Raw genomic sequence first — 25,997 nt, 5'->3', positions numbered from 1 at the left:
CCATGGCGCTCCTCAAGGTCAAGGGTCTGACCAAGCGTTTCGGCGGGCTGCTCGCCAATAACGAGATCGATCTCGACGTGCCGCAAGGCAGCCTGTTCGCGGTCATCGGCCCGAACGGTGCGGGCAAGACGACGTTCTTCAGCATGATCTCCGGTTTCCTGAGTTCGACCTCGGGAAGCATCGCATTCGATGGCCGCGACACCACCCGCATGCGCCAGGATCAGATCGCCGCTATGGGGTTGATCCGGACGTTTCAGCTCGTGCAGCTGTTCAAGGGCATGTCCGTCGCCGAGAATGTCGAGGTCGGTTGCCACCTCGCGACCCGCGGCGGCGTCGCCGCGGCACTGCTGCGGCCATCCTGGTTTCGCCGGCAGGAAGCCGAGGTTCACGAGCGGGCGCGCGAACTGCTCGATTTCGTCGGGCTTGGCGCGCAGGCCGATCTCGATGCCGAATTGCTGCCCTATGGTCAACAACGACTGCTCGAAGTCGCACGCGCGCTCGCATCCAAGCCGCGGCTGCTACTGCTCGACGAGCCCGCCGCCGGTCTCAATACGCAGGAGACCGACGCGCTCGCGCACATCATCCAGAAGATCAACCGCCAAGGCACCACGGTGCTGCTGATCGAACACGATGTCGGACTGGTCACACGGATCGCGCACCGGATCGCGGTGCTCGATTTCGGACGAAAGATCGCCGAAGGCACGCCGGACGAAATCAAGGTCCATCCCGAAGTCATTGCCGCCTATCTCGGCGTAGAGGAGGCAGCCAATGCCTAGCGCAGTCGAACTCGTTCAGAGTCTGGTCAACGGCGTCGGTATCGGACTAATCTACGGACTGGTCGCGATCGGATTTTGCGTCATCTACAACGCCAGCGGTATCGTCAATTTCGCGCAGGGCGTGTTCGTCATGCTCGGCGGCATGTTCGCACATACGCTGCTGACGCAATTCGGCCTGCCGATCTATGTCTCGGCGGTGCTGTCGACAATCCTGGTCGCGGGCATCGGTGTTCTCGTCCAGATCACCATCATCAATCCGATGTGGCGTCGCAAAGCGCCGCTGTTCGCGATCATTCTCGCGACTCTGGCTATCCAGCTTCTGATCGAACAGGTCGTCATTCTCACGCTGGGCGATCAGCCGCGGACCTACCCTGAATTCACATCCGGCGGGCCGTTGAAGATCGGGCCGATCGCGATCGGCTATCAGTTGTTCTGGGTGCTCGGCTGCGGCGCCCTGATGGTGTTCGCTCTGACGCAATTCTTCAACCGCACGCGGATGGGACGCGCTTTGCGGGCCTGTTCGCAGAACCGCGAGGCCGCCGCATTGCTCGGCATTCCCGTCGAGCGCATGCTGATCGTGTCCTTCGCACTCAGTGCAGCGCTGGGCGCCGCAGCCGGCATTCTCATCACGCCAACGCAATATACGGCGTACAGCGTCGGCGGGCCGTTCGGCATCAACGGCTTCATCGCGGCGATCATCGGGGGCTTCGGCAGTGCGCCGGCGGCGCTGATCGGCGGCATCTTCCTTGGCGTCATCCAGTCCGGTGCCATCGTGTTCTTCGGCGCGGGCTTCAAGAACATCGTGGCGCTGACGGTGCTGCTCATCGTGCTGCTGTTTTTCCCCAGTGGGTTGTTCGCCGGCCGGGCTAAGAGCGCCTGATCCAATGATGTCGCTTGCGAGAGTATCGCGATGAACGTCCTGATGATCTATGCGCATCCCGAGCCGACCTCCTTCACGGGTGCCCTGAAGGATGCCGGTGTCGCGACATTGCGGCAGGCCGGCCACGCGGTGGTGGTGTCCGATCTGTATGCCGAACGGTTCGATCCGGTCGCCGGCCGACACGACTTCAATGCCGTGGCGGACGCGGGACGTTTTCACTATCAGACCGAACAGGCCCATGCGCATGGCACCGGCGGTTTCGCGGCCGACCTCGTGCGTGAGCAGCAGCGCCTTCGCGACGCCGATCTTGTCGTCTGGCTCTATCCGATCTGGTGGGGCGGCATGCCGGCCATTCTGAAGGGCTGGTTCGACCGCGTCCTTGCCTTTGGCTTCGCCTATGCCGATGGCCGCCGCTTCGACAGCGGCTTCTTTCCCGACAAGCGCGGTCTGCTGTGCCTCAGCACCGGCGGCACCCGGCAACGGTTCTCGGCTGGCGACGCTTATGGCGATATCCAGACTGTGCTGTGGCCGGCACAGCGCCTGATGATCGAGTATCTTGGCATGACAGCTCTTGAACCGTTCGTCGCTTACGCCGCGCCGCGCGTCGATGCCGAAGGCCGCGAAGTGTATCTGAGGCAATGGAGCCTGCGATTGCAAAAGGCAGTCGAAGACATGGCGCCGCACGCCGGCATCGCAGTAGTCACTCCCACGGAAAGAGGCAGGTCATGAGCACCAGCGATCAAGGGCGGCCCGACCGGGATTCGTTGAGCAACAAGGTCGTGCTGGTCACGGGCGGGTCGCGCGGGATGGGAGCTGCGATCGCACGGCGTTTTGCCGGCGCGGGCTGTCGTGTGGCGATCGGCTACCGCAATGAGTCCGCGGCGGCGCATGCGGTACTCGGTGATATCGCCGAGTTGGGGGCACAAGGCATCGGCGTTGCTGGTGACATTTCCAATCCGCACGAGGCGCGGACGATGGTCGCACAGGTCATTGCGCGGTTCGGGCATCTCGACATTCTGGTCAACTGCGCCGGTATCGCGGAATATCGGCCGTTCGAGGCGGTCGACCCCGAGCTGTTCCGCGCCACCTTCGATACCAATGTCCTCGGCACGATCGCTGTTATTCAGGCGGCGCTCCCGCATCTGACCGCGCCGGGAGGACGGATCATCAATTTCTCCTCCGCACTCGCTACCCGGCCGATCCCGACCACCTCGATCTATGCGGCCTCCAAGGCGGCGGTTGCTGCCCTGTCGCATGCGCTCGCCAAGGAATTCGGCCCGCGCGGGATCACAGTCAACACGATCGCGCCCGGCGTGATCGAGACCGACATGACGACGCAGATCCTGGCCGAGCGCGGCGCAGGGATCGCGGCGATGACGCCGCTCGGTCGCGTCGGGCAGACCGACGACATCGCCGGTGTTGCGCTATTCCACGCGTCGCCGGAGGCGAAATGGCTCACCGGGCGTACGATCATCGCCGATGGCGGCGTGAGCTGACGGAGCGCGCCAAACAGCAGTCCGCATCCGCTGCGGGATCGAACGACGCCGGTTCGACAATAGTTCGGCGGCATTCATACGCCGACCATGGATGCGCTGCCCTACACGCCCAATGATATCGCCGCGCGCGCGAGCCGCAGCGCGCGGCATCTTGCGGAGCGACTCACTAAATCGATCGCCGGCAGTTCGCAGCGAGGCGATACGAGTTCTATTGGCGGGCTCGCTATCATCGTTCTCGACGTGCGGCGCGCATGCGTTTCGATAGTTGTTCGCGATGACGAAACGGTACCCTTCGTTTGTGCGTCAATGCAACGCGAATGACACACTCCGTTCATCATTGGCCCGAAATTCGCCGCCATCGTTGACAGGCCGATCTCTCCATCAATATCCTATATCAAAACAGCGTTACGCCCTCGCGTACAACGAACGCGAGCCGGCGGTGGGCGGCCAAGTAACATTTCACTGAGGAAACGACGGCAATTCGGAGGGCTATAATGACGACGACTATCAAGACTCTTGTTCTCGGCTCGGCGGCAGGGATTCTCGCGATCGGCGGTGCATACGCAGCCGATCTTCCGGTGAAGGCCAAGGCGGTCGAGTATGTGAAGATCTGTTCGCTTTACGGCGCGGGCTTCTATTACATCCCGGGCACCGACACCTGCATCAAGATCGGCGGTGCACTTCGCATCGATACCGCCTTCAATGCTGCGAGCAATTATGACGTGCCGTACTGGTTCGGCGGCGCCGGCGGCAACAATCTCTACACGAAGGACTATTTCAACACCAAGCCGCGCCTGACGCTGACCACCGATACGCGCACAGCGACCGAATACGGTCTGCTCCGCACATTCTCCAACATTCATTTCGATTTCGCGCAAGGACGTGAAAGCATCGCCGGTGGCTACGTCGAAGTGGATTTCGCGTTCATCCAGTTCGCAGGCTTCACCTTCGGCAAGGCCGTCTCGCAGTTCGACCCGCAATGGGCGCTCGCCAAGCCGACGATCGCCTCCGGCTTTTTCGCGGGCTCCAACAACGCGACCGGCATCCCGCAGCTGGCCTATACGGCCTCCTTCGGCAACGGCGTCTCCGGCACCATCTCGCTCGAGAACGCGTCGCCCTATCGCAATGCCGGCCTGTGGAACGTGAACACGTTCATCGTGGCGCCCGGTGCCTCGCAGTTCACCGGTGCATTCTATGGCTCGTCGTCGAACACGTTCCTCGGTAATGCCGCCGGCGGCAACCATATGCCGGACGTCGTCGGCAACCTGCGCCTAGATCAGGCATGGGGCACGCTGCATTTCGCTGCAGCCCTTCATCAGGCGACGGCGCAATACTACACCAATGAACCCTCCGGCCACCCTGACGATGCCTATGGCTTCGCCGTAAGCGGCGCTGTCGAGTTCAAGAACCTGCCGACGGGCGCGGGCGACAGCCTCAAGCTGGAAGCCTCCTACGCCAAGGGCGCCGCGAAATACGTTTTCGCTGGGACGGTGGATACGCTGGGTGGCGGGCGGTTCGCCAAGTTCGATGGCAACACGGTCGGCTTCGGCTACGTTCTCGATGGTGTCTATGCGCCCGGCGGCCAGATCGTGCAGAGTTCGGCTTGGGAAGTCAGTGGCTTCTTCGAGCATTACTGGAACCCAGCGTGGCGCACCTCTCTCTTCGCCAACTACAGCCACATCTCCTACGGCGACGCGGGCAATGCTCTGTTGGCAGGGGCATTCGCCTCGACCACGCGGGGCTTCGGCACCAGTTCGTCCTCGGCAGCGGCTTCGTCCGCCGGCGTTCTGTCCGGGACCAGCAACAACTTCGACTTTGCCACCACGCAGGTCGGCACCAGAACAGCCTGGACGCCCGTTCAAAATCTGACGCTCTCGGCGGAATTCATCTACAGCCGCATGGATCAGAGCCTGGGTGGCACCTACACCGGCAACGTCGTGGGCAAGCCGGCGGGCACATCCTACGCCGTGCGCGATCAGAACCTCTACAACGGCGCGGTTCAGATCCTGCGATCGTTCTGAGCCTGATCGACCACTGGGGCGGTGTTGAAAACAAGAGCCCCCGGCAGACGTGCCGGGGGACTGTTCACGCAAGCGCGTGAGCGAGCCATGCCGTACAGCGGAACGGCGGCACATTCCGCAACTTCGATAGCGGTTTGATTGTAGGACATCGAACAGGGAAAGCGCTGCGGAAGATGGCGCTGAACAAGCGGGCACAGCCTGCATCGTAAAAATCGGAGGAAACATGCGTGCATTGCTAGTCGGCCTGTGCGGTCTCGTGCTCGCCCTGACGCCCATTCACAACGCCGCCGCGCAAGGATGGCCGGAACGGACCGTCACTATGATCGTGCCGTTTCCGGCAGGATCCGCCGTCGATACGCTCGCGCGCGCGGTCGGCCAGGCGCTGAGCGAGGCGCTCGGCAAGCAGTTCATCGTCGACAATCGTGCGGGGGCAGGCGGCAGCATTGGCGGTGCGGCCGTGGCCAAGGCGAGCGCTGACGGCTACACGCTCCTGTTTGGGACCCCTGCGCCGATTGCACTCAACAAGCTGATGTATAAGGGGCTGGCCTATGATTCCGAAAAGGATTTCACGCCGGTCGTTCTCGTCGCCAAGTCCCCGCTCATTGTAACGGCGCGCGCCGACTTTCCAGCGAAGACATTCGAAGAGTTGATCGCTTATGCGAAACAGAACCCTGACAAGGTCAATGTGGGACATCCCGGCAACGGCACGCTCGGGCACATCACGTCGGAACTGGTGCAGAGGTCCGTCGGCGTCAAGATGACCAACGTGCCGTATCGCGGCACATCACCGCTGATGACGGATTTGCTCGGCGGTCAGATCGACATCGTCATCGACTTCATGCCGACCTATGTGCCGCTGGTCACTTCGGGAAAAGTTCAGGCGCTTGCCGTCACGACCAGCCAGCGGGCCGCGCAACTGCCGGCCGTACCGACAGTGCAGGAGACGGGCTTCAAGGGCTTCGAGGCATCAGCGTGGTACGCCATGGTCGCGCCGACCGGGACGTCGCCAGAGATCGTCGCCAAGTTGAACAGCATCGTGAACGGCTTTCTTCAGAGTGAAAAGGGAAAGGCTATTCTCGGGCAGAATGCATTGCTGGGCGTCGGTGGATCGCCGGACGATCTCAAGGCATTCGTCGCGGCCGAACTCGCCAAGTGGCGGCCGGTCATCGAAGCGGCAAAAATTGCAATGTAGCAAGGGCGAGGCCGGCACCGCGCAGTGCAGCGTTATCCTGCTTGCGCTGGTCCGGGCTCGTCGTCTGACGATCGGGAGTGATTGAGTGACCCACATGATCCGCATCGATGTTCCCGCGCTATCGACTCCCACAGTGGCGCTCGTCACGGGCGGTGGCAGCGGGATTGGCAAGGCGACAGCGGCGCGGCTCGCCGCCAGCGGATCGGCTGTTGTGGTCGGCTACAACAGCCGCAAGGAGCTGGCGGAAGATGTCGTGAGCGGGCTGCAGGGTACCGGGCATCTCGCTCTGCGCATCGCGATCGACGATCCATCCTCTATCGCCGAAGCCGCGGCGCAGGTGGAGAAGGAGTACGGCCGGCTCGATGTACTGGTCAATTGTGGAGGCGCCACGACGCCAGTGCCCGCCAACGATCTTGACGCACTGACCGACGAGATCTTCGACCGGACCGTGACTGTCAACTTGCGGGGGCCTTTCGCCATGGTGCGCGCTTTCCGTCCATTGCTGGAGCGCGGCAGCGGCGCTGCCATTGTGAACATTTCGTCCATTGCCGCCCGCACGGGGCTGGGAAGCAGCCTCGCTTATCTCTCCGCCAAGGCGGGCGTCGACGCGTTGACGATCGCGCTCGCGAAAGTGCTCGCACCGAAAATCCGGGTGTTTTCCATTTCGCCGGCCGGCGTGGATACGGATTTCGTCGCTGGCCGGACGCGGGAACAGTTGCAGCGGGTCGCCGAAAAACTCCCGCTTGCCCGCATCACGACGCCCGACGATGTCGCAAGAGCGGTGATGGCCTGCATCGTCAGCCTGACGAGCTCGACGGGGATCGTCGTGCCCGTGGACGAGGGCAGGCACCTCTAAAGCACTCGGCGGCGGGAGTTGCGGCGAGATAGCGACGGCGGGGCCGCGAGCTCCAAACACAATGGCTATGTAGGCGTTACGGATGGAGAAGATGGACAAGCTGAAATTCTATATCGACGGCGCCTGGGTGGATCCCGTCACACCGTCAACTCTTGAAGTTTTCAATCCTGCGACGGAGGAGGCCTTCGCGCGGATTAGCCTGGGCTCTCGCCGGGATGTGGACCGGGCTGCGCAGGCCGCCCGCCGCGCCTTCGCGACATATTCCGAAGTGAGCGTGAAAGATCGCTTCGTCTATCTTCAGAAGATCATCGAGGGATTCAGGGCACGTCTGCCGGAACTGGCGCGGATGATGACGCTGGAAATGGGATCACCGATCACCTTTGCGATGGAGCGCCAGGCGACCGTTGCGCTGTTTCATTTCGAGGAAGCTGCGCGCGTGCTTGCGGACTACAGGTTCGAAGAACCGATGGGAGGCGGGGTCGTTCGTCGCGAGCCGATCGGCGTCTGCGGCCTGATCACGCCTTGGAACTGGCCGTTGAACCAGGTGGCTTCGAAGGTCGCGCCAGCGCTGGCGGCCGGCTGCACGGTTATTCTCAAGCCCAGCGAGATCGCGCCACTCAGCTCCATGCTGTTCGCCGAGATCGTGCACGAGGCCGGCATCCCGCCGGGTGTGTTCAACGTGGTGAATGGCGATGGTCCGACGGTGGGCGAGGCGATCGCCGCCCATCCCGAGATCGACATGGTGTCGTTTACCGGATCGACAACGGCCGGCGTCCGGGTGGCCAAGCTGGCGGCGGACACCGTCAAGCGCGTCGCGCAAGAGCTGGGCGGCAAGTCCGCCAACATCATCCTTCCTGATGCCGATTTGAAAGCTGCCGTGATACAGGGCGTTCACGCCTGCTACACAAATGCAGGCCAGAACTGCCAGTCGCCCACGCGCATGCTGATTCCGCGCGCGCAGCGCGACGAAGCCTTCGCTGCCGCAAGCGAGGCCGTTGGCAGCATCCGTCTCGGTGATCCGCTCGATCCGGCGTCTACCATGGGGCCCTTGGTGAGCCAGTCACAGTTCGGGAAAGTACAAGATCTGATCCAGTCCGGCATTGACGAGGGCGCGACCCTGATCACGGGCGGAACGGGCCGGCCGGCGGGGCTCAATCGCGGATACTACGTTCGCCCCACCGTGTTCGGCGACGTGACATCGCAAATGAGAATTGCGCGCGAGGAGGTGTTCGGTCCCGTGCTGTCCATCATGAGCTATGACAGCGAGGACGAGGCCATCGAGATCGCGAATGATACGCCGTTCGGACTGGCGGGCTTCGTGCAATCGCGTGACCGCAACCGGGCGCGCACCGTCGCCAATCGCATCCGCGCAGGACGCGTTTACCTCAACGGCGCTGCATTCGACCGCAGCCTTCCGTTCGGAGGATACAAGCAGTCCGGTAATGGACGCGAGTTCGGGGTTTTCGGCTTCGAAGAATATCTGGAGGTCAAAGCGATCATTGGGTAGCGAATCCGACTTCGCCCCAAAACACGATAGCGGTTCGCCGCAAGTAGTCCGCCACGAGGCTGTCGTAGCTCTCGCGGCGCCGCGGTCGCGCGCTTCCTCCAAGTTGGCGCGCGGCCGCACATTTCTTCCCGCGGGGAAATTTGGGCTTCGAGCGCCGCAAATTGGCCGGCTCAGGTCATACGGCCTAAAGGACTAGAAGTGTGACGTGAGGGCGGCTCTTGGCGCAAAGCGGACTTCTAAATAATCTCGATGCCGATGGCGAAAGATCGGTGCCTGTGCTGGGGGCAGGCCGACTGTTATGGAGAATATGGAAGATCTACCCGGTTTCTGACTGTATAAGAAATACGCAAAAGCTATCCAGACGACGACTGTATAAGAAACATGAATTTTCTATACAGTCTGAACCACGCTTGGCTGGTAGCTCATGGCGCAAATGTATGGACCGGCAGCTGATCGCAAGTGAAAGTTTGCGTGGATAGCGGAAGTCGCTGATATGTATCCGGCCTGTTGATCGGCTCGCGGGCCGTGGCCTTGATGGGGATACGCACGCACCTTTGGCCTCATTAGCGGACAGGTTTTCGAGTAACCATTTGCGCCACCAGGCTCTGAGCACGTCGATCGATCCGGTCCATGCAGCTTTTCAATCGCGAACTGATTTGGAGGTCGAGAGCCTAGATGGTTTCGGCCTCAAGTCTGTGGGTGTCGAAGGCCTTTCCGCTATAGAGCACGCTCCAGGCAATGCGGGCGAGCTTGTTGGCCAGAGCGGCGGCGAGCTTGTTGCGATGCATCCTCGGCGCGGCATTGGTCAGCCACTCTCCGAAGCTGAACTTCGCCCAGTTTTGAGGTCGCATCAAAAGGACCTTGGCAGCCTGGATGAAGAGGGTTCGCAGGTATCGGCTGCCGCGCTTGGAGATGCCGCCCAGGATCGAGCGCCCTCCGGTGCTGTACTGTCGCGGCACCAGCCCAAGCCAGGCGCCAAAATCCCGGCCTCGGTTGAAAGCCTCACCCGTGCCGATCGCTCCGACAATGGCCGTCGAGATTAATGGCCCAACGCCAGGCACACTCATGAGGCGGGTGCAGTTCTCCTCGTGCTCGCTGATCTCCTCGATCTCGCGCGTGGTCGTCTCTATGCGCTCGTCGAGCCGGAGCCAGTCCTCATGGAGCCCGATGATCAGATCGCTCATGCGCGGCGATATCTCGTCTTTGCGGTTCTTCAGAATCTCGAATAGTGAGGTGCGCAAGGCGCGCGAGCCGGTTCGCACGGCAATGCCCTGTTCGATGAGGAAGGCTCGAATCTGGTTGATGGTCGCTGTTCGGCGGGAGACCAGCCGAGAGCGAACCCGGTGGCAGGCCTGCAGATCAAGCTGATCCTGACTTTTCTCCCGGACGGTAGGCAGGTTAGGCCTTAAAGCGGCTTCGGCAATTGCCTCAGCGTCGTTGTAGTCGTTCTTCTGCCCCTTCACGAATGGCTTCACATAGATCGCCGGAATGATCCGCGGCTCATGGCCAAGCTGTCGCAAAGCGCGACTGACGAAGTGGGCGCTGAGGGAAGCTTCCATGCCAACGATGCATGGCGGTAGCTTCTTGAACGTTTCCACAAGGGCTAGTCGCTTGATCTTGCGACGGAACGCGATCTTGCCGTCGGTGCCGAAGCCGACGAGGTGGAAGACTTCCTTGCCAATATCGATGCCGATCGAGTCGAGGGGCGCAATGGTTGTATCCATGGGCTGCTTCTCCGGTTGAAATGCAGCAGTCTAGGCCGACTGCCGCGCGGGAGAAGCAGCCGGTCCATCCCATTAGCGGACATAAAGCGTTTTCCGGTGACCAGTTCCTGCCGAAGCTAAGCGTCACGCTCTGATCGCTTTGAACCAGCAGGCCGCCCGGCCCTATAAGCGTCAAGAAATTTTCTGGACGAGACGCCATCTGCAAGCTCCCGAAGTTGAGTGGCCGAATCGTGTCCGAGTACCAGCTCGGTGCGACGATTTGCAGTGGTCCACAACTTGATCCCTTCGGCCAAACGCTTTCTGCCCAGCGCTGTGAGTGATGCGTGTTTCGTTCGTTTGTCGTGTTTGTCCTGCTCAAGCTTCATCAAGCCATCGCGCACCAATGGACGCAGCGCATATGTCAATGATGAGATGCTGAGTGCGAGACGTTCGGCAAGCGTATTTAGAGTAGGGCCATCCACCCCGCCGAGACGATCGGCCTGGAAAAGTAGGCCAACTTGCGTAGCCTTCAGGCCAGTTGGTGCCACAGCCTCGTCATAGAGATGGCCGAGCCGTCGGGCAGCCTGACGAAGCGCTGTATGCGTGCAGGGAAGCTCGTCCAACTCATAAGCCGACGAAATCTCGCTGTTTTTCCGGTTTCTCATATCCTCAAGATAGTTGGGCACCGTAGCATTGAAAAGCCCTGACCATCACCTAAATACTTGGGTACCCAACAATTGGGTGCCAAAGTTTATGGAGAAATGCCATGTCCGCACCGAAAACCGCTGTTATCACAGGAGCGTCCTCGGGTATCGGCGCCGTCTACGCCGATCGTTTTGCCAAGCGCGGCTACGACCTTGTGCTCGTCGCGCGGCGCGTTGATCGCCTTGAGGATGTAGCCGACCAGATCCGGAAAGCTCACGGCGTAAACGTCGAAGCGCTTCAAGCTGACCTCGAAAAGGATAATGACATCGCCAAGGTTGAGCGCGTTCTATCAACCAATCCGACAGTCCGAATCCTGGTAAACAATGCTGGTTTGGCTCGGCTGAAACCGCTTGCACAGTCTCTCCTTCAAGACTCGCTCGCGCAGATTGCGCTCAACATGACGTCTTTGACGCGCCTCACCCATGCCGTTCTGCCGGCCTTCGTGAAGGCGAATGACGGCTTGATCATCAACATTGCTTCGGTGCTCGGGATTCACGCGCTGCCGGTCAGCGCTGTTTACAGCGGCACGAAGGGCTTTGTTATAAATTTTACGCGCGGCCTTCAAGAAGAGCTCGCCAGCACCGGTGTCAGGGTTCAGTTGGTCAACCCGGCTACGACCGCAACTGAGATATGGGACAACTCCGGAATTCCTCTCTCGGCACTCAACCAGGAAGCGGTGATGACGACTGAGAACATGGTTGATGCGGCATTGTCGGGCCTAGACAACGGCGAGAAGGTTACTTGGCCGTCGGTCGCCGACGCGACTCTCTGGGATAGGTACGACGAGGCACGCTCGGCACTTTTCGCCGCGACTCAAACCGGCAAGCCAGCTCCGCGCTATAATATTGCCTGATAAGAGATAGTAGAGAGACGCGCAATCTGTTGGCCAGAGCGTCGGCGGCGCGCGTCTCGCACGGAACGAATGCAAGATTTCCATGACCGCTTATGGCGCAAAACGGACGTTCATGCTCGCGCTCGTGTGTGAATTGTGAACACCTCCTGCGGCGAAGCGATTGACACATCTCCAGCGCCGGCGCGGCGCGTACAGGAATTTCGGATTTGTGCTCAGTTACAGACTTCGAAGTTTCCGGCGTATCCATTGCGCGTCTGCACTAGTTTGCATCCCTTGCCGATTGGGCGGCAGCCACCATTACCACAAATGATTTGCGCGGACGGCGCTGCGGGCGCCGCCACCTGGGTCGTTGAAGGGGCGCGCTTAGTTGGCGGCTTCTTGACTTCGATTTTTTCGCAAGCGTTGTTGTTTCCAACCTCATAGCCGGCGCGGCATGTTACTTTCGTGCAGCGATCGCCATCGGCCTTGTAGCCGCTTTCGCAGACCAACGGGCAGATGCGGCCGGTTTTACTTTTGACTAGATCGAGCGCATCAAGACTTGCAAGTTTCACATCTAGGGTGGTGCCGGCGTGCTTGTTAAAGAGACCGAGTGCGCGCTGGGCGGCGCCGTTCCACTCGCTGGTAACGGCTCCGGTGTTGCAACCAACTCTACGCAGCTCTGCTTGTACTTGACGAGGTATATCAATTGCATTTTCGGCAGATCGTGATGAAGTTTCGAACTTCGAATCGGATGCAACGCTGGCCACCGGCCCAGTAGGTCTGTCCGTATCCAAATTCGGCGAGATCGCCTGGCGTCCGTCAGCTTCGCGCTTCCTCTCCGGTAGATTTGGGCCATCGGTAGCGTTTTTCTTCTCCGCCGCAACGCGTGCTTCTTCCGCAGCCTTCGCTACCGCGGCGATCTTGGCGCGCTCTGCTTGGGCCAGCTTGGCGTCTTCCGCCGCTTTTTTCTTTTCCGCTGCAACGCGCGCCTCTTCTGCAGCCTTCGCTACGGCGGCGGTCTTGGCACGCTCTGCTTCGGCTAGCTTGGCGTCTTCCGCTGCTTTTTTCTTTTCTGCAGCGATCCGAACCTCGTCGGCTGCCTTCGCGGCTTTCGCTGCTTTCGCTTGTTCCGCAGCACGCGCACCGTCGGCAGCGAGCCGGGCTTTCTCTTCGTCAGCGATACGTGATCGCTCGGCCGCGGCGCTGCGAGCTTCCTCGGCCAATAACTTTGCGCGCTGCGCCTTGGCGAGCTCCGTGTATAGGCCTCTCGGATAATCGACAATAAACGCCTCCCAAACCGCTTGGGTACCGATCGTCACTGCGGCGTCGTAGTCACGCCGGGCATCGGCATTGGTGGAGCCTGGCAATGAAGATGGGGGGGCAACTACAGTCGGTGATAGAACCGCACCCGACGGCACTAGCGACACGTCGTTGCCGCCGAGGGACCCGTAAACATAGGGCTCTTGCTTGTTGTCGGTAGCTTTCATCACATCGTCGCGAATGAAGCCGAAAGCCTTACGCAGGTCCAGTCCGGGTTTAGGCAGGTGATCCACGAGTGCGGTGGCGAAGGGGCTATTGCGGCTCGTGCCGTCTGAAGCGGTCGAACCTGCTTTGGCGGCGAACGCAATCATGGTATTGGGCGTGGTAGGCTCAACCTTTGCCAAGCCTCGGCCAATCGCGCGAGAACCCAACGTACGCTTCATGGTCTTGGCGAACGGGTTGTCGCGACAAGCATCAAGGATTACCAGCCGCAGCTTTTTGGCGGGCTCAACAGCGACAAGGATACGGTCGAGCGAAACCGCTTCATCGTAGATATCCGTGTCCTGCTCAAGAGTCGCGTCGATCGGAATAATGTAATTGATTCCGTCGACTTCAATACCGTGTCCCGCGTAATAGATAACGGCTACGTCTGCATCACGCGTCTTTGCCGTGAAGTCCCGCAGTACTTTTCTCGTGTCACTTATGGAAAGATCACGACGCGAATCGACCGTATCGAAACCGGCTTTTCTCAACACTGTTTCGATGGCGGCCGCGTCATTCGCCGGATTCGCAAGTCTTCCGACATGACTGTAGGCGGAGTTTCCCACGATCAACGCGACTCGTTTTTCTGCCGCCGCCGCTGTAACCAACGTGCAGTAGAGCCCAGCCGCGATCAAAAGGCGTATGACGGTCACTATCAAAATTCCAAAAAGTATAACTTAGATTGCTACAGAAGCCCCCTGTTGGGTAGCGTAAAATTCGTCTGGTTAGCTTGGACTACCTGGCAGGCAACAAAAAAGATAGCGACGGTCGTTTCTGCGTTCACCATCAACCTCCGTGGCGATCGCCGCTAATGAGATTAACCAGATACCGCTGTAATTTACCGTACCGGAACTGCCCCGCCAGAGCGGGTAGGGTCCTTTAAGATCCGGTTGTATTGAAAAGGAAATCGTTCGAACTACCGCCTCTCGCCAATCCTGAACGGTTGCAGTCAGGGCGCCTCGCAGATGCAAGTCCTTCAGTGTCGGAGGAGCGGGGGTCTATTCCTGTGGAGAGAGTCTGTCACCACAGTTATTTGCCCCGGTGCGGAGCGGCTAGGAATTGAAATAACCGCTTGGATGAGTCTGTCGTGACGTCCTGTCTAAACTTATAAGAAACTAGGTTCCCGCGTAAATCCGTCTTGCTACGACCGTCGAGTTGCCGGCAGTCCCAGCAGTGGCCAGTGTCAGGGTAGACATGCCATTCTACGGCTGAGCCAGCCGACTTGGCTTCATGTAGTTTTTCAACGCATTCGCTGGCGGGGGTTTCATTGTCGGTGGCGCCCATGAGAACCAGTGTTGGCTGCTTCATGTCATCGCTGACGATGTCAAAGCTCGGCGTATTTGGCCGCGAAACGCGGAAGCACCCGGGATAGAAACTTGCAACGGATGCGAACGGGCGACCGCCCAGCGCTTCCGCGTACCTTGCGCTGGAGACGATAAGGCCAACCATCGCTCCCCAAGAGAACCCGACGAATGATAGCCGAGTCGGGTCCACGAACGGATATTGACGGAGATAGTCCGCCGCTTGAAATGCGTCTTTTGCTCCGCGGAATAGATTGACGCCGTTTCGCGGCCCGAAGCACAACGTGCTAACCTGCCGAGGCGTCAGACTGTCGATCAGGAGAACGACATAGCCAAGGCTGACAGCTTCACGCGCCCAGAGGACGATCGCTTGGTTCACGCCTGCGCACTGATGGACCATCACCAGCGCAGGAAACGGGCCATCGCCGTCAGGCTTCAGAAACGCAGCTTGGGACGAGGTCAGTTCATCTCCCGCCTTGACCGGCTGCGGATAGGTGAGCTCCTTCGCGAATGACGCGGCGCGGCTGGCGATTTCAGAAGGAAGCATACGTAACGGCGGGACAAAATCTTCCGCCAGAGAGCTCGTCAACAGCCCGGCGGTACCTGCGATCAACACTAGTGCAACGTAAGACACTCGGCAAATGGTCGCCATCTCGTCTCCGAGCGTTACTACAATGAACCTGGTTCCATGCGGAACCTGTCTCAACGCGCTTGTCGATCAAATTGGTTTGCGGCTAGGATCACGTCATATTTTGATAAGTTATTTTGGAGCCGTGATCATGCAAGCGGTCATTTCCAAGCGATTGATAATTCGGCATGTGGCTTTATGCGCATCGGCGACGCTCTTCATCAGCGCAGCGCTCGCGCTGTTGTCGCAGGCGGCATTTGCGCTCACGCAGGAAGCTGCGATCGAGCAGTGCCGGATGTCGGTTGGAAAGCCAATTGTGATGTCCTGCATGCGCGGTGGCGGCGGCAGCCTGGAGGCATGCCGGACGAAGGCCACTCCCGCAGTACGCTCTTGTGTGATGTCGAGACTGAACGCGGCAAACGGGCGTGCCAATGTCGCCGTCGCCGTCCCCGCCGATGTCACGCCGAAGATCGCACCGGAAACGGCATTGCCGGTCGGCTTTGTCGCACCGCCGCGCTCGATCTCCGATATCACGGCGATCCTCGATACCGAAAAGCCGGACGAGAAAAAGATCGAGCAACTAAGGGCCGACGCAGACGTGAAGCCTCCCGGCGGAGCTTCGCGCGTCTCGCTTGCGCAGTTCTATCTCGACCGTGCGGGCGCAAGAAGCCAGCTCGGTCGGCTAACGGATTCCATCTCCGATCTTGAAAAAGGGATTGAGGCGGGCCGCGGTGCTGCTCCGCCCGGACTGATGGCGCGCCTGGTTCAACTAGCGGCTGTCCAGTACGGCAGTGCGGGCGATCCGAAGAAGGCGCTCGAAACATATCAGCGGCTACTGCGCGACACCGCGAACACGCCGGGTGCGAAGGGGTTCGTACATACAGCTAATCGCTCGATTGCCAATTCGCTGATCCAGATGGGCGATATCGTTCAGGCAGAAGGCTACATGCGCCGCAGCCGCCCGGCGATCGAGGAGGCGCGAACGAGTGGCCATCCTTCCATGCGCGCAGCGTATGCGCGTTACGGGCAGAATTGGGAGGCGGAGATCGAGCTCGGGAATGCTGCCATTTTCGAGGCACGTGGACAGTTTAAGGAGGCTGAGGCTTCGCTTCGCATTGCGGAAGCCCGCAAGCGTGCAGGCATGAAGGGCCTTCTCAGTGGCGAGAATCCGCCGACGGAGTCGGCATTGCTTCAATCCATCGATTTTATCACGCTCAGTCTTGCACGGACGAAGGCCCGGCAGGGCCGTCTTGCGGAGGCCGAATCCGATGCACGTCGCGCGCTGTTGTCCCGGTTGAAGGACCAAGGCAAATATCACTACGCGACGCCGCGTTTCATTGCAGGTCTTGCGGGCATCCTGGTCGAACAGGGGCGCCATTCCGACGGCGAAAAGCTGCTGCGCGTGGCACTCGATATCGGCAAGACAACGGGCGTTCCGGATGAAGCGCCACAAAGCGTGCAGATGCTTTCACAGCTTGGCGGCGTCCTCAACTTGCAGCGCAAGAGCCGTGACGCCGTCGCGGTTTATGCTCAGATCGATAGGGCAATCGCCAACTGGGAGCCGATGCGGCGTCAGGTATTCGAACTGAACGGCTCGCGTATCGCATCGCTCTATGCTTCGGGCCAGATCGAGGCGGGCATTTCCGCGGCTGACCAGTTGGTCAAGAAGCAGATCGCACGCGTCGGCGAGAGCCATTTTGATACGGCGTCGGCGCGCGGAACCCTTGCTATCGGCTTGATGCGAGCAGGACGCGATGAGGAAGCTATCCGCGAATTCAAGACCGCAATACCAATCCTAGTCGCATCGTCGCGAGAGAATGCAGACGGTGACGACACAACCGTCGTTGCGGCCAAGAATCAACGCTTCCAGGCGATCATAGAAGCCTATTTCAGAATGTTGGCCAGGCAGAAGAGCCGGTCCGCAGATATCGGTGTCGAAACATTCAGCTTGGCGGACGCCGTCCGTGGCAGCTCGGTGCAGCAGGCCTTGGCGGCTTCGAGCGCGCGTAGTTCAGTCAAGGATCCCGCGCTGGCCGAGCTGGTGCGCAAGGAGCAGGATCTGTCGAAACAGATCAATGCGCAAATCGGTACGCTGAACAATGTGTTGTCCTTGTCATCGGCTGAGCGAGATGAGAAGGGCGTGCAGACGCTGAATGTGTCGATCGCCAATCTGCGCAGCGCGCGGACCACGGCGCGACAAGAGATCAATCGGCTTTTTCCGGCTTATGCAGATCTGGTCGCGCCAAGAGCGCCATCCGTGGACGAGATTCGCGATACGCTGGCGCCCGACGAGGCGATGCTATCATTTTACTTTGGTCAGGACGCGAGTTTCGTCTGGGCGGTTCCGAAGACCGGTGCGGTTGCCTTTGCTTCAATCGGGTCCAATGCAGCGGATGTCCAGACCAAGGTAGCTCAGTTGCGCGAAGCGCTCGAGCCGCAGGCGGCTATGATTTCCGATATTCCCGCTTTCGATGTGGCATTGGGATATGACCTGTATTCGTCGCTCCTTAAGCCCGTCGAGGTCGGCTGGAAGTCGGCCAAGACATTGGTCGTCGTCACCAACGGCGCGCTGGGCCTGCTGCCGCTCTCTCTTTTGCCAACGCAGCCATCGACGATCAAGAAGGATGAAGACGTTCTGTTTGCGAGCTACAGGGATGTGCCCTGGCTGGCGCGCACCCATGCGGTCGCCATGGTTCCGTCCGCAGCCGCATTGCGCACTTTGCGGCAGCTACCGCCCGGCAAGTCCGACCGTAGCGAGATAATCGCGTTCGGAGATCCGTATTTCAACACCGAGCAGCAGGCCGAGGCCGAGCAGATCGATGCAAAAATACGAATCGCCGATGCCGCCGACGCCAATACCATGCGCGGTGTGCCGCTGAAGCGGCGCAACAGTCCGAAGCTTGACGGCGTGGATAGCGCGGAGCTTGGCTTGTTGCCGCGGCTTCCGGATACGGCGGACGAGCTGCGCTCGATCGCCTTGGCGCTGCGGGCCGACCCGTCGAAAGTCTTGAATCTAGGCAAGGGAGCGACGGAGAAAGCCGTTAAGTCGATAAATCTGTCCGGCTTCAAGATTATCGCGTTTGCAACGCATGGCCTCGTGCCTGGCGAATTGAATGGGCTGACCCAGCCGGCGCTTGCATTGTCCTCGCCGACTGTGACCGGTGAAGAGGGCGACGGCCTATTGACGATGGAGGAGATACTCGGTCTCAAACTCGACGCGGACTGGGTCATTCTTTCGGCCTGCAACACCGGTGCGGGCGCCGGCGCCGGCGCAGAAGCCGCCTCGGGCCTTGGCCGGGCGTTCTTTTACGCGGGCACCCGCGCTCTTCTGGTCACCAACTGGTCGGTGCATTCACAGTCCGCGCGAGAGTTGATGACAGATCTGTTTAAGCGGCAGGCCGACGATCCAAAGCTGGCACGCGGCGAAGCTCAGCGTCAGGCCATGATGGCTTTGGCTGACGGACCCGGCTATCTGAATGCCGATGGAAAGACAGAGTTCGCTTACGCACATCCGTTATTCTGGGCGCCCTACTCCATTATAGGGGATGGGGGCACCAGATAAGTTTATAGATCGCGTTGGGGGGAATGATGCGACGTCGTATAGGAATTTGCTTTACGTTCGCCTGCCTGATCGTGCTGTGTCAATCCGTGCCGTCGCGGGCCGCGGGGGTATTAATCACACAAGAGGAGGCCTCCTTGCCGCCGCCGAAAGGTGCAGTGGTCGTCGATCGGCGCGGTGTCACGCGTGGCCCGAAGATCGAGCTCCTTTCCGGCAGCGATAACATCCAATCGCCGACTCACTTTCAGCTCAAGTTCCTGTCATTTGGTGGAGCGACGATCGATGTTACCTCCGTAAAGGTCATTTATCTTCGTACGCCGAATGTGGACTTGACGGAACGGTTGAAGGTGTTCGTTCAACCGGCTGGCATCGATATGCCGGATGCGTCTCTACCTCCCGGCGAGCACATGCTGCGCGTGGATCTCAAGGATTCTGATGGGCGCCCCGGCAGCACGAGTTTCGTCCTCAAGGTCGCGCGCTGACGCGATGGCAATCATTTGTCCGTACTGTCTTCGAGAGAACAGCGATCTCGTACTGGTCTGTGGCTGGTGTTCCAGAGACATCGCCGTTCCCGAAGCACTGGCGAGGGAACGCAAGGACCTGATTGCCAAGCGTGATGCAGCAGTGGCTAAACTTTCCCGGATCAGAACCGAGATCGCGTCCATCCGTGCGAAGCGGAAGGGCTGAGGCGTCTTATGGAATGCCCGTTCTGCACAGAGACAATCAGGGATGAAGCCATCGCGTGCAAGAACTGCTCGCGTGACCTGCGTTTCGTCCGTCCGATCCTGCTCGAGGTCCAGGACCTTGTCAGTGAAATCGACAATCTAACGCACGCGCTGGATCGGGCCGAGGTTGCGCTGGCGCGGCTGACCAGTCCGCTCCGCTACTACGTAATTCACTTTGCGGTCTATGTACTGCTGCCAGCCGTGTTACTTGTAGCCGCCCACATTGTAATCACCATCGTCCTCAATGTTGCACCGCTATATCTGCGTCTTGCATCGATCGTGATCCCGTTGCTGTTCGGAATTGCTTCGATGCCCTTCAATAAGCTTGGGCCACTCGGCGCTTGGCTGGTGGGGTTGATCACGGCCATCCTGAGTGTAGGGTGCATGTTGGTTGTTACCGGAATCAACGACAGCGTGCCGATTGTCCCGGCATCGGTCGTCGAGTGGCGTGAGGTCGGAGAATATGTAGCCAGCATCAGTTTGGCATTCCTGTCCGGCAATGTCCTCGGGATGGTTATTTTTCGAATTTTGCCGAACACATTGGCGCAGGGTGGCAAACCCAATGCCATTGCCTTTAAGGCTGCCCGCCTGCTCGGAGAGCACGTTGGCGGAGAGCAGATGAGACGTCGTGCAAGATTGATTCAGGAGTTTGCGCAGACCGCGGGACCACTGCTCGGCGCAGGTGCCGGCGTGGCTGGGTCTCTTTATACCGGACTCAAAGGTGTGATTGGATCCTAACTTCCACAAGCCAACGTGTGTTCCGTGCCGTTGGCCAAACGCGCGCCAACTCCGTCAGCTGAACAATGTTTGTTGGCCGCTCCGCAACCGTCCGCTTCTGGCGCAAAGCCGCCGTTCATAGGGCTCGCTGTCGGGGAGCGAGGACTTCTATTTCACCACGCGATAGGCCGCTCCGGCCAAATCCGTCTGGTGGCTCGCGTCGCCTAATTTTTAAATGGAGAAGCTCCGCCGGGTCTGACGTTTATGTTTTTTCCCCGTCCGTATTTGGGTTAGTGGTGCTCAATATCCTGAGGAGATAGAGCCTCCAGTGCTCCTAAGACCGCTACCAGTTTCGGCAGCGTTCGTTTCGAGCGCGGTGTCTACGTCCAAATGACGGCGATCAATGGTTCGTGGCGCCGCTCATGCGTCATGAGGGATGTATCGACATACGGAGCCACGCTGACGACTAAGGCGTCGATCGAAGGCCTTAACCTCTGCGAATTCTTCCTCCTATTATCCACTACCGGACTCGCTTCTCGCAGGTGCGAATTAGCTGGCGTCAAAGGCGATGTTTTCGAAAGGGGCGAAGAAGAAGCCTCAGTCGGTTAAAGCGGAATGGCGCCAGCAACCGATCGACCACGATGGCGCGCAGGATGGCCACGCCCGACCAATTGCAAAGGCTTGAATAAGGATCAACTCCGGGGCGATGAAGTATGTAGTCGCTATGACAAACAATGCTACCGGCCGGAAGCTCCGTGTGGGGAACGGAACTCGTCCGCCAAAGTTTCATCTGCGGTTGATATCACACGCCAATTTGCGCGGAAGGGCAAGATGCACGCAGGAAGAGGTGGTTCGTACGGTGCCGACTCGGCCGTCGATGAGGGCTTCGTGCGTGTTCGCGGAGCTCGCGAGCACAATCTGAAGAATATCGACGTCGACATTCCCCGCAATGCACTTGTCGTTTTTACAGGGGTGTCGGGATCGGGCAAGTCCTCGCTGGCCTTCGGCACGCTCTATGCCGAGGCGCAGCGGCGTTATCTTGAGTCGGTGTCCCCTTACGCGAGAAGATTGTTCAATCAGATGTCCATTCCTGAGGTGGACGAAATCGAAGGTCTACCACCAGCCGTGGCTTTACAGCAGCAACGCGGATCTCCGACGACACGCTCGTCGGTCGGCAGCGTGACGACATTGTCGAACCTGCTGCGCATGCTGTATTCGCGCGCCGGCGACTACCCGCGTGGACAACCACTGCTCTATGCCGAGTCATTTTCGCCCAACACTCCCGAAGGAGCTTGTCCTCACTGTCACGGAATCGGTCGGATCCACGATATTACCGAGGCCTCGATGGTCCCCGATGACAAGCTCACCATACGGGAGCGAGCCGTGGCGGCTTGGCCGAGTGCCTGGCAGGGACAAAATCTGAGGGACATCCTGGTAACTCTCGGTCATGACGTAGACACGCCCTGGCGCAAACTGCCGAAGAAGACCCGCGACTGGATACTCTTTACCGAGGAACAGCCCACCGTCCCGGTATATGCAGGCTACACGCCAGCTGAGGTGAGGCGAGCCCTCAAACGCAAGGAAGAGCCGAGTTATCACGGCACCTTCACCGGCGCGCGCAAATACGTCTTGCAGACGTTCGCAACAACGCAGAGCGCGATGATGAAGAGGCGGGTTTCGCAATTCATGCTGAGCGGCCGTTGCCCGGTATGTCGGGGAAAACGGCTTAAGCCCGAAGCTCTCTCGGTCAAATTCGCAGGCTTGGATATTGCGGAACTGTCTGAGCTTCCTTTAAGGGGCGTTCGCGAGTTGATCGTGCCGTATCTCGAAGGCAAAGCTCATACGCCCAAAGACCATCCGGAAAAAGCTCTCGTGGTCCAGCGCATCCTGGAAGATCTGAACGGGAGATTGGCGGTTCTGCTCGATCTCGGCCTGGGATATCTCGCCCTCGAGCGCAGCACGCCGACACTGTCCCCCGGCGAATTGCAGCGGCTCCGGCTGGCGACCCAAGTCAGGTCGAACCTGTTTGGCGTGGTGTATGTTCTGGATGAGCCCTCCGCTGGGCTTCATCCAGCCGACACCGAAGCTCTCCTGCGAGCGCTGGACCGGCTCAAGGCAGCAGGCAATTCGCTTTTCGTCGTCGAACATGAATTGGATGTCGTCCGCCACGCGGACTGGATAGTCGATGTCGGCCCCGCCGCGGGCGTTCACGGGGGCGAGGTGCTTTACAGCGGTATCCCTAAAGGACTTGCCGGCGTCGAGGCGTCTCAAACAAGGCGCCATCTGTTCGGAAACGCGACGGCCATCGACCGCACGCGCCGTCTCCCGCGAGGTCAGCTACAACTTCGCGGTGTCACCCGCAACAATCTCAACGACCTCGACGTCGACATTCCTGTCGGTGTGTTTACCGCGGTGACCGGCATCTCGGGGTCGGGCAAGTCCAGCTTGATCACTCAATTTCTGGTCGAGAAGGTTGGGGAAATATTGGGGCACAAGAGCGGCGAAGAGGATCGGGGCGCTCCGGACGAAGGAGACCTTCTGGAAACCGCCATTCAAACGCTTGGCGGCAACATCGTCGGGGGCATGGAGCACGTAAAACGTCTCGTTGTCGTCGATCAAAAGCCGATCGGGCGCACCCCGCGGTCGAATCTCGCCACCTATACAGGGCTTTTCGATCACGTCAGAAAGCTGTTCGCGGCCACGAAGCAGGCCAAGACACGGCACTATGATGCCGGCCGCTTTTCTTTCAATGTCGCCAAAGGACGTTGCGAAACCTGTCAGGGGGAAGGCTTCGTCACCGTCGAATTGCTTTTCCTCCCGTCAGTCTACGCGCCATGTCCGACCTGTCATGGGTCGCGCTACAACGCGAAGACGTTGGAAATCAAGATCCGGGACAAATCCATTGCCGACGTGTTGGGCATGACGGTGGACGATGCGCTCGCGTTTTTCGAGAAAGATGCGCTACTCGCACGTTCGCTCGGTGTCATTCGAGAGGTCGGCCTCGGTTATATCAAACTCGGTCAGTCCGCAACGGAACTCAGTGGCGGCGAAGCCCAACGGATCAAGCTCGCTACCGAATTGCAACGAGCTCAGCGGGGGGCGGCACTATATGTACTGGATGAGCCGACGACTGGATTGCATCCCTCAGACATCGAAAAGCTAATGCTGCAGCTTCAAGGCCTGGTGGATGCCGGTAACACGGTGGTCGTCGTCGAACACGATATGGCAGTGGTCGCCGAAAGTGATTGGGTAATCGATATGGGCCCCGGCGCAGGCAATGAGGGCGGATCCGTCGTGACCGCTGGCGAACCGCAACATGTTGCGCGCAACGCCGAAAGCCGCACGGCCAAATTTCTGGAAGCCTCAATCGGTTAGAGACCCGATCAACTTACTCCCGTCTTTCTGAAGAAGCCGGCGCCAGACATGGCTTATCGCAACGTCACCGGGATCGTACCGTAAAATGGGGTGATGCGGGCATTGAAGCCGCCGTGGTCATGGACAAGTCGGCGGGCCAACCGTCAAACTTGATGACACCTGTTCCGGTGAGCTCAGGGGCGCGGCCGGTCAGGGGAGGCGTGATCGTCTACGGCACGATTGAACTCTCTTTGGAACCCGGCGTTGACGGGTATGGAGGTCGTTCGTGTTTCGAATTTTGTATCTTAGCACTGCAAATGAGCCATTTTCATCCGGGGATCTTTCCGAGCTACTGCAAAAGGCAAGGGCCCGGAATGATGCGGCGCATATAACAGGCATGCTTGTCCATTCGGACGGCGACTTTCTTCAGGTGCTTGAGGGAGAGCCGGATAATGTAATCGAAGTTTACAGCCGCATCAGCGTCGATCCGCGGCATCGAGATATCAGCTTGCTCCAGCGCGGCCTTGCATATGGTGATCGACTGTTTCCGAACTGGGCAATGGGCTTCAAGCGGGTGCCGGATCAGACATTAGTTAACGAGGCCGTTGGGTTGAACGGCCGTGTGAAATTGCGATATCTAGATGCTATGTCGGCTCTGGATTTCCTGTTGGCGTGCAGCCAAAACCAGACCTAAACAATCCCTCAGATGGGCGCCCTGAACTTGAGATGGACCTCCAACCTGATGTCTGGCACCTGAGGGGAAGCGCCGAAGCCGCGTGCGTCTCCACGAATGATGGTCCCGGCGAAGCTCAGCGTCGCCTCGTCCAGCCCGAACAGGGACGGGATTTCGTTGGCGTGACGCGATGTCCGCACAGTCGCTTCGAACTTCCCGTCTCGTTGCGAGTAAGCGCCTTTGTACAGCAGAGAAGAATCGCCCCCAAGCAAAACGCCGTCACAGAGCACGACGACGCCGGCACCTCCGGACCCACCGAGACCGGCATTGAACGCAATGCTATAGAGCCCATTTTGTAGCAACGACCTACGCCCTTTGGCCGCGGTGGATAGCTACTTGCAATCGCTCAACTCGCTGTCTGGTTCCATCGACCCGAGGCTTTAGAACACGCCTTCGAAAGTCCGGCGACCGCCGGTATCGCCGATTGGTGGCGGAAGCTCTGACGCAAGGCATGGTGAATGCCTTTCCGACCGAGAAGGAACTCAAGAATAGCTTAGCTGTTTTCAAGCCGTGCCCGACGATGACAACATTCTCGAATGTCAAAACACCGAAACGGCATGTCTGATTTCCGGTCAACGCCAAATCCCATTCTCGGGACGAAATTCCCTAGAGAGACGCGACTATGTCGAAGAACACGAACGACGCCGAGACTCTATCCATATGGGCGACGGATATCCTCCTTGAGGCCCACGCCATCGCGCCCTGTCCGGATCACGGCTATCTGCGCCTTCGTCACAGCCACCATGCCGTGGATTATGCAAGATCGATCGCCGAACATCGAAAGTTCTCCGGTAAGAACAAGGAGCAACGGGTGAAAGCCATCGAGAAAGTACTCGATGGCCTAGCGGACACCTGTCCGGCCTGCGAGTGATGGCCCGGAAGCTCAAGACCTACCAGACATCGATCGGCTTTTTCGACCTGGCCGTTGCCGCGCCGTCCATGAAGGCCGCGCTCGAGATCTGGGGCGCCGACAGCAACCTGTTTCACCAGGGCTTCGCCGAGGAGACCGACGACCCTGCAATCGTCTCGGCAACAATCGCGCATCCCGGCATCGTTTTGCGGAGAGCAGTCGGCACCAATGGCGCGTTCAAGGAGACGAGCGAACTTCCGAAAGGCCTTGCGGCCGGCAAGAAAGTGTCAATTCCGCGGAAGCGGGTGGCTCCTCAGGCCAAAGCGACCAAAGTCGACAACGCGGAAGCACGTAGAGCCGCGGCCATCTTCGACAAACAGCAGCGGAAACGCGAAGCCGACCAGCGCAAGGAAGAGCGAGCCAGGATCAAGGAGCGAGACCGGAAAGCAGCGCAGGTTGCAAGCGCACAAGTAGCCTTTGATGCCGCTGAACAGGAGCACGACGCGAGAGATGCCGCGATACAGGCGGAACGCGACGAAATCGACAATCGCACGGAGGCCGAACGACGGCGCTGGGAGCAGCAACGGGAGAAGCTGGGCGCCGCGCTACGTCGGGCCAAGAAGGGCGGCGACTGAGGCGGG

21 protein-coding genes and 1 pseudogene are annotated in these 25,997 nt (G+C 59.6%); 17 read left to right on the top strand and 5 right to left on the bottom strand.

Translation table 11 applies throughout. The annotated features are described in order from the left end of the window. Nucleotides 1–2: 2 nt before the first annotated feature. The 8 genes from AB8B02_RS18425 to AB8B02_RS18390 all read left to right on the top strand — a co-directional run bounded on the left by AB8B02_RS18425 (nucleotide 3) and on the right by AB8B02_RS18390 (nucleotide 8,728). Nucleotides 3–776, top strand: a complete 774-nt coding sequence (locus tag AB8B02_RS18425; RefSeq protein WP_120286759.1) for an ABC transporter ATP-binding protein — start codon at nucleotides 3–5, stop codon at nucleotides 774–776. Beyond that, nucleotides 769–1,656: a branched-chain amino acid ABC transporter permease gene (locus tag AB8B02_RS18420; RefSeq protein WP_120286760.1), complete on the top strand. Its 888-nt coding sequence runs from the start codon at nucleotides 769–771 to the stop codon at nucleotides 1,654–1,656. The genes AB8B02_RS18425 and AB8B02_RS18420 overlap by 8 nt, the downstream gene beginning before the upstream one ends. A gap of 30 nt (nucleotides 1,657–1,686) precedes the next feature. Further along, nucleotides 1,687–2,385, top strand: a complete 699-nt coding sequence (locus AB8B02_RS18415; protein ID WP_231079521.1) for an NAD(P)H-dependent oxidoreductase — start codon at nucleotides 1,687–1,689, stop codon at nucleotides 2,383–2,385. Continuing rightward, the gene (locus AB8B02_RS18410) at nucleotides 2,382–3,152 is read left to right on the top strand and encodes an SDR family NAD(P)-dependent oxidoreductase (protein ID WP_439064772.1); all 771 of its coding nucleotides are present in this window, start codon (nucleotides 2,382–2,384) and stop codon (nucleotides 3,150–3,152) included. Before AB8B02_RS18415 ends, AB8B02_RS18410 begins: the two co-directional genes overlap by 4 nt. A gap of 494 nt (nucleotides 3,153–3,646) precedes the next feature. After that, complete coding sequence (locus tag AB8B02_RS18405) at nucleotides 3,647–5,173, top strand: porin (RefSeq protein WP_439064771.1); 1,527 nt, start codon at nucleotides 3,647–3,649, stop codon at nucleotides 5,171–5,173. Between the two features lie 223 nt (nucleotides 5,174–5,396). Then, on the top strand, nucleotides 5,397–6,365 hold the full coding sequence (locus AB8B02_RS18400; RefSeq protein ID WP_120286764.1) for a Bug family tripartite tricarboxylate transporter substrate binding protein: 969 nt from the start codon (nucleotides 5,397–5,399) through the stop codon (nucleotides 6,363–6,365). A gap of 94 nt (nucleotides 6,366–6,459) precedes the next feature. Then, complete coding sequence (locus tag AB8B02_RS18395) at nucleotides 6,460–7,221, top strand: SDR family oxidoreductase (protein ID WP_120286765.1); 762 nt, start codon at nucleotides 6,460–6,462, stop codon at nucleotides 7,219–7,221. A gap of 91 nt (nucleotides 7,222–7,312) precedes the next feature. Then, nucleotides 7,313–8,728 (top strand): aldehyde dehydrogenase family protein, encoded by a 1,416-nt coding sequence (locus tag AB8B02_RS18390; RefSeq protein ID WP_120286776.1) that lies wholly within the window; start codon nucleotides 7,313–7,315, stop codon nucleotides 8,726–8,728. A gap of 671 nt (nucleotides 8,729–9,399) precedes the next feature. Here the strand turns inward: AB8B02_RS18390 and AB8B02_RS18385 are convergent. Both AB8B02_RS18385 and AB8B02_RS18380 read right to left on the bottom strand, forming a co-directional pair. Continuing rightward, on the bottom strand, nucleotides 9,400–10,452 hold the full coding sequence (locus AB8B02_RS18385) for an IS110 family transposase (RefSeq protein ID WP_439064770.1): 1,053 nt from the start codon (nucleotides 10,450–10,452) through the stop codon (nucleotides 9,400–9,402). Nucleotides 10,453–10,568: 116 nt separating this feature from the next. Continuing rightward, nucleotides 10,569–11,117 carry a MarR family winged helix-turn-helix transcriptional regulator gene (locus AB8B02_RS18380; protein WP_439064769.1) on the bottom strand — a complete coding sequence of 183 codons (549 nt, stop codon included), beginning with the start codon at nucleotides 11,115–11,117 and terminating at the stop codon, nucleotides 10,569–10,571. Nucleotides 11,118–11,197: 80 nt separating this feature from the next. On the opposite strand from AB8B02_RS18380, the gene AB8B02_RS18375 reads away from it, so the two are divergent. Then, nucleotides 11,198–11,989: an SDR family NAD(P)-dependent oxidoreductase gene (locus AB8B02_RS18375; RefSeq protein ID WP_439064768.1), complete on the top strand. Its 792-nt coding sequence runs from the start codon at nucleotides 11,198–11,200 to the stop codon at nucleotides 11,987–11,989. Nucleotides 11,990–12,201: 212 nt separating this feature from the next. On the opposite strand, the gene AB8B02_RS18370 is transcribed toward AB8B02_RS18375, so the two are convergent. The 3 genes from AB8B02_RS18370 to AB8B02_RS18360 all read right to left on the bottom strand — a co-directional run bounded on the left by AB8B02_RS18370 (nucleotide 12,202) and on the right by AB8B02_RS18360 (nucleotide 15,748). Then, entirely contained in the window at nucleotides 12,202–14,133 is a 1,932-nt protein-coding gene (locus AB8B02_RS18370) for a caspase family protein (RefSeq protein ID WP_439065892.1), read from the bottom strand. A 385-nt stretch (nucleotides 14,134–14,518) separates the two neighbouring features. Further along, complete coding sequence (locus AB8B02_RS18365; RefSeq protein ID WP_439064767.1) at nucleotides 14,519–15,442, bottom strand: dienelactone hydrolase family protein; 924 nt, start codon at nucleotides 15,440–15,442, stop codon at nucleotides 14,519–14,521. A 108-nt stretch (nucleotides 15,443–15,550) separates the two neighbouring features. Then, a complete protein-coding gene (locus AB8B02_RS18360; protein WP_244628280.1) occupies nucleotides 15,551–15,748 on the bottom strand; it encodes a hypothetical protein in 198 nt (65 codons plus the stop codon). Between the two features lie 67 nt (nucleotides 15,749–15,815). Here AB8B02_RS18360 and AB8B02_RS18355 point away from each other — a divergent pair, with 67 nt between their 5' ends. From AB8B02_RS18355 to AB8B02_RS18320, 8 genes and pseudogenes are all read left to right on the top strand, one after another. Further along, nucleotides 15,816–18,980: a CHAT domain-containing protein gene (locus AB8B02_RS18355; RefSeq protein ID WP_439064766.1), complete on the top strand. Its 3,165-nt coding sequence runs from the start codon at nucleotides 15,816–15,818 to the stop codon at nucleotides 18,978–18,980. 26 nt (nucleotides 18,981–19,006) lie between these two features. Then, nucleotides 19,007–19,459 (top strand): hypothetical protein, encoded by a 453-nt coding sequence (locus tag AB8B02_RS18350; RefSeq protein ID WP_184511667.1) that lies wholly within the window; start codon nucleotides 19,007–19,009, stop codon nucleotides 19,457–19,459. A 213-nt stretch (nucleotides 19,460–19,672) separates the two neighbouring features. Next, nucleotides 19,673–20,440, top strand: coding sequence for a hypothetical protein (locus tag AB8B02_RS18345; RefSeq protein ID WP_120286831.1), 768 nt, complete (start codon nucleotides 19,673–19,675; stop codon nucleotides 20,438–20,440). Between the two features lie 369 nt (nucleotides 20,441–20,809). Continuing rightward, nucleotides 20,810–20,989, top strand: a pseudogene (locus AB8B02_RS18340) (PilZ domain-containing protein); the annotation flags it as partial. A 261-nt stretch (nucleotides 20,990–21,250) separates the two neighbouring features. After that, nucleotides 21,251–23,794 (top strand): excinuclease ABC subunit UvrA, encoded by a 2,544-nt coding sequence (gene uvrA, locus AB8B02_RS18335; RefSeq protein ID WP_120286830.1) that lies wholly within the window; start codon nucleotides 21,251–21,253, stop codon nucleotides 23,792–23,794. 265 nt (nucleotides 23,795–24,059) lie between these two features. After that, the gene (locus AB8B02_RS18330) at nucleotides 24,060–24,467 is read left to right on the top strand and encodes a BLUF domain-containing protein (protein WP_120286829.1); all 408 of its coding nucleotides are present in this window, start codon (nucleotides 24,060–24,062) and stop codon (nucleotides 24,465–24,467) included. A 661-nt stretch (nucleotides 24,468–25,128) separates the two neighbouring features. Then, nucleotides 25,129–25,377: a hypothetical protein gene (locus AB8B02_RS18325; RefSeq protein ID WP_120286827.1), complete on the top strand. Its 249-nt coding sequence runs from the start codon at nucleotides 25,129–25,131 to the stop codon at nucleotides 25,375–25,377. Further along, on the top strand, nucleotides 25,377–25,991 hold the full coding sequence (locus tag AB8B02_RS18320; RefSeq protein WP_120286826.1) for a cell envelope biogenesis protein TolA: 615 nt from the start codon (nucleotides 25,377–25,379) through the stop codon (nucleotides 25,989–25,991). The genes AB8B02_RS18325 and AB8B02_RS18320 overlap by 1 nt, the downstream gene beginning before the upstream one ends. Nucleotides 25,992–25,997 lie beyond the last annotated feature (6 nt).

Source organism: Tardiphaga sp. 862_B3_N4_1 (assembly GCF_051811085.1).
GTDB lineage: Bacteria > Pseudomonadota > Alphaproteobacteria > Rhizobiales > Xanthobacteraceae > Tardiphaga > Tardiphaga robiniae.
Note: the sequence above shows the minus strand (reverse complement) of the source record. Positions and strands in the feature narration are given on the sequence as shown.

Bases quoted from the DNA above. Each gene is read 5' to 3' on its own strand.
- AB8B02_RS18385 (WP_439064770.1), bottom strand. From the start codon at position 10,452: ATGGATACAACCATTGCGCCCCTCGACTCGATCGGCATCGATATTGGC.
- AB8B02_RS18405 (WP_439064771.1), top strand. From the start codon at position 3,647: ATGACGACGACTATCAAGACTCTTGTTCTCGGCTCGGCGGCAGGGATT.
- AB8B02_RS18395 (WP_120286765.1), top strand. From the start codon at position 6,460: ATGATCCGCATCGATGTTCCCGCGCTATCGACTCCCACAGTGGCGCTC.
- AB8B02_RS18355 (WP_439064766.1), top strand. From the start codon at position 15,816: ATGTCGAGACTGAACGCGGCAAACGGGCGTGCCAATGTCGCCGTCGCC.
- AB8B02_RS18350 (WP_184511667.1), top strand. From the start codon at position 19,007: ATGCGACGTCGTATAGGAATTTGCTTTACGTTCGCCTGCCTGATCGTG.
- AB8B02_RS18400 (WP_120286764.1), top strand. From the start codon at position 5,397: ATGCGTGCATTGCTAGTCGGCCTGTGCGGTCTCGTGCTCGCCCTGACG.
- AB8B02_RS18425 (WP_120286759.1), top strand. From the start codon at position 3: ATGGCGCTCCTCAAGGTCAAGGGTCTGACCAAGCGTTTCGGCGGGCTG.
- uvrA (WP_120286830.1), top strand. From the start codon at position 21,251: ATGCACGCAGGAAGAGGTGGTTCGTACGGTGCCGACTCGGCCGTCGAT.
- AB8B02_RS18320 (WP_120286826.1), top strand. From the start codon at position 25,377: ATGGCCCGGAAGCTCAAGACCTACCAGACATCGATCGGCTTTTTCGAC.
- AB8B02_RS18410 (WP_439064772.1), top strand. From the start codon at position 2,382: ATGAGCACCAGCGATCAAGGGCGGCCCGACCGGGATTCGTTGAGCAAC.
- AB8B02_RS18345 (WP_120286831.1), top strand. From the start codon at position 19,673: ATGGAATGCCCGTTCTGCACAGAGACAATCAGGGATGAAGCCATCGCG.
- AB8B02_RS18365 (WP_439064767.1), bottom strand. From the start codon at position 15,442: ATGGCGACCATTTGCCGAGTGTCTTACGTTGCACTAGTGTTGATCGCA.
- AB8B02_RS18360 (WP_244628280.1), bottom strand. From the start codon at position 15,748: ATGCAGGACATCACAATTGGCTTTCCAACCGACATCCGGCACTGCTCG.
- AB8B02_RS18325 (WP_120286827.1), top strand. From the start codon at position 25,129: ATGTCGAAGAACACGAACGACGCCGAGACTCTATCCATATGGGCGACG.
- AB8B02_RS18415 (WP_231079521.1), top strand. From the start codon at position 1,687: ATGAACGTCCTGATGATCTATGCGCATCCCGAGCCGACCTCCTTCACG.
- AB8B02_RS18375 (WP_439064768.1), top strand. From the start codon at position 11,198: ATGTCCGCACCGAAAACCGCTGTTATCACAGGAGCGTCCTCGGGTATC.
- AB8B02_RS18420 (WP_120286760.1), top strand. From the start codon at position 769: ATGCCTAGCGCAGTCGAACTCGTTCAGAGTCTGGTCAACGGCGTCGGT.
- AB8B02_RS18390 (WP_120286776.1), top strand. From the start codon at position 7,313: ATGGACAAGCTGAAATTCTATATCGACGGCGCCTGGGTGGATCCCGTC.